At 73.0% G+C, this 6,182-nt stretch carries 6 protein-coding genes; 3 read left to right on the forward strand and 3 right to left on the reverse strand.

Translation table 11 applies throughout. From position 1 onward, the window contains the following. Nucleotides 1-529, reverse strand: a 529-nt coding sequence (locus tag ADY01_RS31195) for an MFS transporter (protein ID WP_049580085.1), incomplete at its 3' end; no start/stop codon positions are given. A gap of 64 nt (nt 530-593) precedes the next feature. On the opposite strand from ADY01_RS31195, the gene ADY01_RS31200 reads away from it, so the two are divergent. Next, nucleotides 594-1,280, forward strand: a complete 687-nt coding sequence (locus ADY01_RS31200; RefSeq protein WP_049580080.1) for a FadR/GntR family transcriptional regulator — start codon at nt 594-596, stop codon at nt 1,278-1,280. Between the two features lie 78 nt (nt 1,281-1,358). On the opposite strand, the gene fabI is transcribed toward ADY01_RS31200, so the two are convergent. Both fabI and fabG read right to left on the reverse strand, forming a co-directional pair. After that, complete coding sequence (gene fabI, locus ADY01_RS31205) at nt 1,359-2,138, reverse strand: enoyl-ACP reductase FabI (RefSeq protein ID WP_049580081.1); 780 nt, start codon at nt 2,136-2,138, stop codon at nt 1,359-1,361. A gap of 2 nt (nt 2,139-2,140) precedes the next feature. After that, nucleotides 2,141-2,860, reverse strand: coding sequence for a 3-oxoacyl-[acyl-carrier-protein] reductase (fabG, locus tag ADY01_RS31210; RefSeq protein ID WP_049580082.1), 720 nt, complete (start codon nt 2,858-2,860; stop codon nt 2,141-2,143). 347 nt (nt 2,861-3,207) lie between these two features. On the opposite strand from fabG, the gene ADY01_RS31215 reads away from it, so the two are divergent. Together ADY01_RS31215 and ADY01_RS31220 are read left to right on the forward strand one after the other, a co-directional pair. Next, nucleotides 3,208-4,737, forward strand: a complete 1,530-nt coding sequence (locus ADY01_RS31215) for a TldD/PmbA family protein (protein ID WP_049580083.1) — start codon at nt 3,208-3,210, stop codon at nt 4,735-4,737. Continuing rightward, a complete protein-coding gene (locus tag ADY01_RS31220) occupies nt 4,734-6,152 on the forward strand; it encodes a metallopeptidase TldD-related protein (RefSeq protein ID WP_049580084.1) in 1,419 nt (472 codons plus the stop codon). The genes ADY01_RS31215 and ADY01_RS31220 overlap by 4 nt, the downstream gene beginning before the upstream one ends. Nucleotides 6,153-6,182: the final 30 nt, after the last annotated feature.

Here is a 6,182-nt window from a genome sequence, read left to right on the forward strand (position 1 = left end):
CCGAGGCGGCGGCGCCGAGGGCGGAGACCCCGGAGTAGAGGCCGGTCATGGCGCCGATGTGGTCGGGGAAGTCCCGCTTGACGAGCACCGGCATCAGCACGTTGCCGACGGCTATCCCGGCGAGCGCGAGGGTGGTGGCGGCGAGGAAGGGGGCGGTCGAGCCGGCCAGGGAGCGCAGGGCCAGGCCCGCGGCGAGGGCGGTGAGCCCGGCGACCAGGACGGCCGCGGGTCCGAAGCGGCGGGCCAGGCGCGGGGCGGCGAAGCCGAAGACGCCGAAGCACAGGGCGGGCAGGGAGGTGAGCAGCCCGGCCACGGTGCCGTTCAGCCCCAGGTCGGCGCGGAGTTCGGCGAGGACGGGGCCGAGTCCGGAGATGGCGGGCCTGAGGTTGAACGCGGCCAGCACGAGCCCGAGCACCATGAGGAGCCGCTGGAGCCGCTGGCCGGATCCGGCCCCCCGTGCGGCGTCGTGCGCCGGCCGCGGTGCGGGGGAAGTCCTCTGGAGAGTACGGTCGTCCTTCGTCAACCCCATGTACTCATCATAGAATCATGGGATGAATCCCTTCGCCGAGGGATCCGGACATCCCGGGAGAGATATGTCACTGACCGCTCCTCGCCGTTCCGCCCTGGCCGACCAGGTGATCAGCCAGCTGCGCCACGAGATCACCTCAGGGGAGTGGCCGGTGGGCTCGCGCATCCCGACGGAACCGGAGCTCGTCGAGCAGCTGGGCGTCGCCAGGAACACGGTGCGCGAGGCGATCCGGGCCCTGGCGCACAACGGTCTGCTGGACATCCGTCAGGGCTCGGGGACCTATGTGGTGGCCACCAGCGAGCTGGCCGGGGTGATGCACCGCCGGTTCGCCGGGGCGGACCCGCAGGACGTGGCCGAGATGCGCTCCACGCTGGAGGCCGGTGCGGCACGGCTGGCGGCGCGGCGGTGCACGGCGCAGGAGGTGCGGCAGCTGGAGACGCTGCTGGGGCGGCGCGAGGCGGCCTGGTCGGGCGGGGACGTGGAGCGTTTCGTGGAGGCGGACGCCACGTTCCACATGGCGGTGGTCAAGGCGTCGCACAACGAGGTGATGACCGCGCTCTACGCGGATCTGGGCGCGGTGGTGCGGGCGTTCCTGCGGGACGAGGTCGGCGACGAGCTGCGGCCCGAGGACCATGTGAGCCACGCGGGGCTGGTGTCGGCGCTCCGCGAGGCGGACGCCGAGGCGGCGGCGGCCGAGGCCGGGTCGTACGCGCTGATCTGCCGGAGCCTGGTGCCGCGCGCCGCGGTGTGAGGGCGGCCCGCCGCGGTTCGGCGGGCGCCCCGGCCGCCGCGAGGGACGGCCGGGGCCCGGCGCGTGGGGCGGGGCGGGTCAGGCGCCCATCATGTGCACGCCGCCGTCGACGTGCACGATCTCCCCGGTGGTCTTGGGGAACCAGTCGGAGAGCAGCGCCACGATGGCGCGCGCCGCCGGCTCGGGATCGGCGACGTCCCAGCCGAGGGGGGCGCGGCTGTCCCAGATGTCGGCCAGCTCCTCGAAGCCCGGGATCGACTTGGCGGCCATCGACTTCAGGGGGCCCGCGGAGACCAGGTTCACCCGGATGTTGCGGTCCGCCAGGTCCCGCCCGAGGTAGCGGGACGTGGCTTCGAGGGCCGCCTTGGCGACGCCCATCCAGTCGTATTTCGGCCAGGCGACCTGCGCGTCGAAGTCCAGTCCCACCACCGAGCCGCCGCGCGGTTCGAGCAGCGGGAGCAGCGCCATCGTCAGCGACTTGAGCGAGTACGCCGAGACCTCGACGGCCGTGGCGACCGACTCCCAGCCGGTGTTCAGGAAGTTCCCCCCGAGGGCGTCCTGGGGGGCGAAGGCGATGGAGTGCACGACGCCGTCCAGGCCGATGCCCTCGCCGAGGTGCTCGGTGACCCGGGCGGCCAGGGTGTCCAGCTGCTCCTGGTTCTGCACGTCGAGCTCGATCACCGGGACCGGCTTGGGCAGCCGCCGGGAGATGCGTTCCACCAGGCTCATCCGGCCGAAGCCGGTGAGCACCACCTCGGCGCCCTCCGTCTGGGCCAGCCGCGCGGCGTGGAAGGCGATGGAGGCGTCGGTCAGCACCCCGGTGACGAGGAGGCGCTTGCCTGCCAGCAGTCCGCTCATGGTCAGTGACCCATGCCCAATCCGCCGTCAACCGGGATGACGGCTCCAGTGATGTACGCGGCCTCCTTCGAGGCCAGGAAGCGGACGGCGGCCGCGATCTCGGCGGGCTCGGCGTAGCGGCCGAGCGGCACCTGCTCCACGATCTGGGCGCGGCGCTCCTCGCCCAGCGCCCTGGTCATGTCGGTGTCGACGAAGCCGGGGGCCACGACGTTGCAGGTGATCCCGCGGGAGCCCAGCTCGCGGGAGAGGGAGCGGGCGAAGCCGACCAGGCCCGCCTTGGACGCCGCGTAGTTCGCCTGGCCCGCGGAGCCGAGGAGGCCGACGACCGAGGAGATCAGCACGATGCGGCCGGCGCGGGCCCGCAGCATCCCGCGTGCGGCGCGCTTCACGACGCGGAAGGTGCCGGTGAGGTTGGTCTCCAGGACGGCGCTGAAGTCCTCCTCGCTCATCCGCAGGAGCAACTGGTCGCGCGCGATGCCCGCGTTGGCGACGAGCACCTCGACACGGCCGTGGGCGTCCTCGATCTCTTTGTATGCCTGCTCCACCTGTTCGGGATCGGTGATGTCACACTTCACCGCCAGGCAGCCGAGCTCGGAGAGCTCCTTCGGGGGTTCCCCGGAGCGGTAGGTGATGGCGACCTTGTCGCCTGCGTCGGCCAGGGAACGGGCAATGGCCAGGCCGATCCCGCGGTTTCCTCCGGTGACGAGTACCGAGCGGCTCAAGGGCCCACCCTCCTTCTACGTCGTGTGTTCCGAACAAACCTAGCCCCCTGACGGGGCCGCCAGGGGGGCGGGGCGTGACAGCGGAGTCGCCGCACACCTGTCGCCCTCCTACAGAAGCGGCCGGGTCGCCGGAGTCGCGCGAACGCCCGCGCCGGTCCGTTCCGCACGGTGCGCGTGGGCGCGTTCCGGCCCCGGATTCGTGCCGTTTCCCCCGGGACACGGTGGGAGGGGCCGGGGCATGATCGAGGCCGGGCGATCACCCTCGCCGCCCACCGCCAGGTCCAGGGACGGCCGAGGACAGGGGCCGGGACCCGGGGCAAGGACAAGGCCCAAGGACAGGAGACACCGTGCCCAGATCCATCGATGAGACGTTCCTCGCGCTTCCTCTGCGCCAGCTCGCCGACGCGGCGCTGGCCAGAGCGAAGTCGCTGGGGGCCGAGCACGCGGACTTCCGCTGCGAACGGGTGCGCAGCGCCAGCTGGGTGCTGCGCAACGCCAGGCCCGCGGGCTCGGAGGACACCACCGACGTCGGGTACGCCGTGCGCGTCGTGCACGGCGGCAGCTGGGGCTTCGCGTCGGGCGTGGAGATGACGCAGGACGGCGCCGCTCGGGTCGCCGCGCAGGCGGTGGCCATGGCCAGGCTCTCGGCGAGGATCATCGCCGCGGCCGGCTCCGACGAGCGGGTGGAGCTGGCGTCGGAACCCTCGCACGGCGAGCGGACCTGGGTCTCCTCCTATGAGGTCAACCCGTTCTCGGTCCCCGACGCGGACAAGACCGCGCTGCTCGCCGACTGGAGCGCCAGGCTGCTCGGGGCGGCGGGCGTCAGCCACGTCTCCGCGCGGCTGTGGGCGGTGCAGGAGAACAAGTTCTACGCGGACAGCGCCGGCACGGTGACGACGCAGCAGCGCGTGCGGATGCTGCCCGAGCTGACCGCGACGTCCGTGGACGCGGAGAGCGGCCGGTTCGACTCGATGCGGACGCTGGCGCCGCCCGTCGGGCGCGGCTGGGAGTACCTGACGGGCAGGGAGGCGGGCTGGGACTGGGACGCCGAACTGGCCGAGATCCCGGGCCTGCTGGCCGAGAAGATGGCCGCGCCCTCGGTGGAGGCGGGCCGTTACGACCTGGTCGTGGACCCCTCCAACCTCTACCTCACCATCCACGAGTCGATCGGCCACGCCACCGAGCTGGACCGGGCGCTGGGCTACGAGGCGGCGTTCGCGGGCACCTCGTTCGCCACGTTCGACCGGCTCGGCTCGTTGCGCTACGGCTCCGAGCTGATGAACGTGACGGGCGACAGGACCGCCGAACACGGCCTGGCCACCATCGGCTTCGACGACGAGGGCGTGCAGACCCAGTCGTGGGACCTGGTCAGGGACGGCGTGCTGGTCGGCTACCAGATGGACCGCAGGATCGCGGCGCTCAAGGGGTTCGAACGGTCCAACGGCTGCGCCTTCGCCGACTCCGCCTCGCACGTGCCGCTCCAGCGGATGGCCAACGTCTCGCTCCGGCCGGATCCCGCGGGGCCGGACACGGCGGGCCTGATCGCGGGCGTGGAGCGCGGCATCCATGTGGTGGGCGCGGGCTCGTGGTCCATCGACATGCAGCGCTACAACTTCCAGTTCACCGGTCAGCGCTTCTTCAAGATCGAGAACGGGCGGCTGGCCGGGCAGCTGCGGGATGTCGCCTACCAGGCCACGACGACGGACTTCTGGGGCTCGATGGCGGCGGTCGGCGGGCCGCAGACCTATGTGCTGGACGGCTCGTTCATGTGCGGCAAGGCCCAGCCCGGCCAGATCGCGGCCGTCTCGCACGGGTGCCCGTCCGCCCTCTTCCGCGACATCTCCATCCTCAACACCACCCAGGAGTCGGGCCGATGAGCGCCAGCGCCAGCAGAGCCGCCAGCACGCCGCACGAGATCGTCGAACGCGCCCTCGGGCTGTCGCGGGCCGACGGCGCGGTGGTGATCGCGGAGGAGCAGTCCTCGGCCAACCTGCGCTGGGCCGCGAACGCCCTCACGACCAACGGCGTGACGCGCGGTCGCCGGGTGACGGTCATCGCCACGGTGAACGGCACGGAGGGCACCGCGGCGGGGGTGTTCGCCAGGACCGGGGTGACGGCGGCGGACCTGGAGCCGCTGGTGCGTGCCGCGGAGGAGGCCGCGCGGCAGTCCCCGGCGGCCGAGGACGCGCAGCCGCTGGTGGTGGGCGAGCCGGTGTCGGAGGACTTCACGCGGGCGCCCGCCGAGACCTCGTCCGAGGTGTTCGACGGGTTCGCGCCCGCGCTCGGCGAGACGTTCGCGCGGGCGCGCGCCGAGGGGCGCGAGCTGTTCGGGTTCGCGAGCCATGAGGTCGTCTCCACCTATCTGGGGACCTCCACCGGGCTGCGGCTGCGGCACGACCAGCCGACGGGGCATGTGGAGGTGAACGCCAAGTCGCCCGACCGCACCCGGTCGGCCTACGTGTCGGTGCCCACGGACGACTTCACGGATGTCGACCCGGCGGCGCTCGACGCGGAGCTCGCGACGCGGCTGCGCTGGGCGGAGCGCCGGGTCGAGCTGCCCGCGGGCCGGTACGAGGCGCTGCTGCCGCCCACCTCCGTGGCCGACCTGGTCACCTACCTGTACTGGAACGCGGACGCCCGCGACGCCCACGAGGGGAGGACCGTCTTCAGCAGGCCGGGGGGCGGCACCCGCGTGGGCGAGCGCCTGGCCGCGTTGCCCCTGACCCTCTCCAGCGACCCGCTGGCCGCGGGCGTGGCGGCGGCGCCGTTCGTGGTGGCGCACTCCTCGACCGACACGTTCGTCTCGGCGCCCTCGGTCTTCGACAACGGGCTGCCGCTCGGCCGCACGGAGTGGATCGGGGACGGGGTGCTGCGCGCGCTGCTCACCACCCGGTACACGGCGGAGCTCACCGGCCTGCCGACGGCGCCGATGACCGACAACCTGCTGCTGGAGGCGGGCGGCGCCGGGTCGCTGTCCGACCTGGTCGCCTCCACCGGGCGCGGGCTGCTGATCAGCACGCTCTGGTACATCCGCGAGGTGGACCCGAAGACGCTGCTGCTGACCGGGCTGACCAGGGACGGCGTGTACCTGGTGGAGGGCGGGGAGGTGGTCGGCGCGGTGAACAACTTCCGGTTCAACGAGTCCCCCGTCGACATCCTGGCGCGGGCCGCCGAGGCGGGCCGGGCCGAGCGCTGCCGGTCGCGCGAGTGGGGCGACTACTTCCCACGCACCTCGATGCCGGCCCTGCGGATCCCCGATTTCAACATGAGCTCGGTCAGCCCTGGCGTCTGAGAACCGCTTGCCGCGGGGGCTGTGCAGCGG

Origin of the sequence: Streptomyces sp. SBT349, from assembly GCF_001083795.1 — a bacterium.
GTDB lineage: Bacteria > Actinomycetota > Actinomycetes > Streptomycetales > Streptomycetaceae > Streptomyces.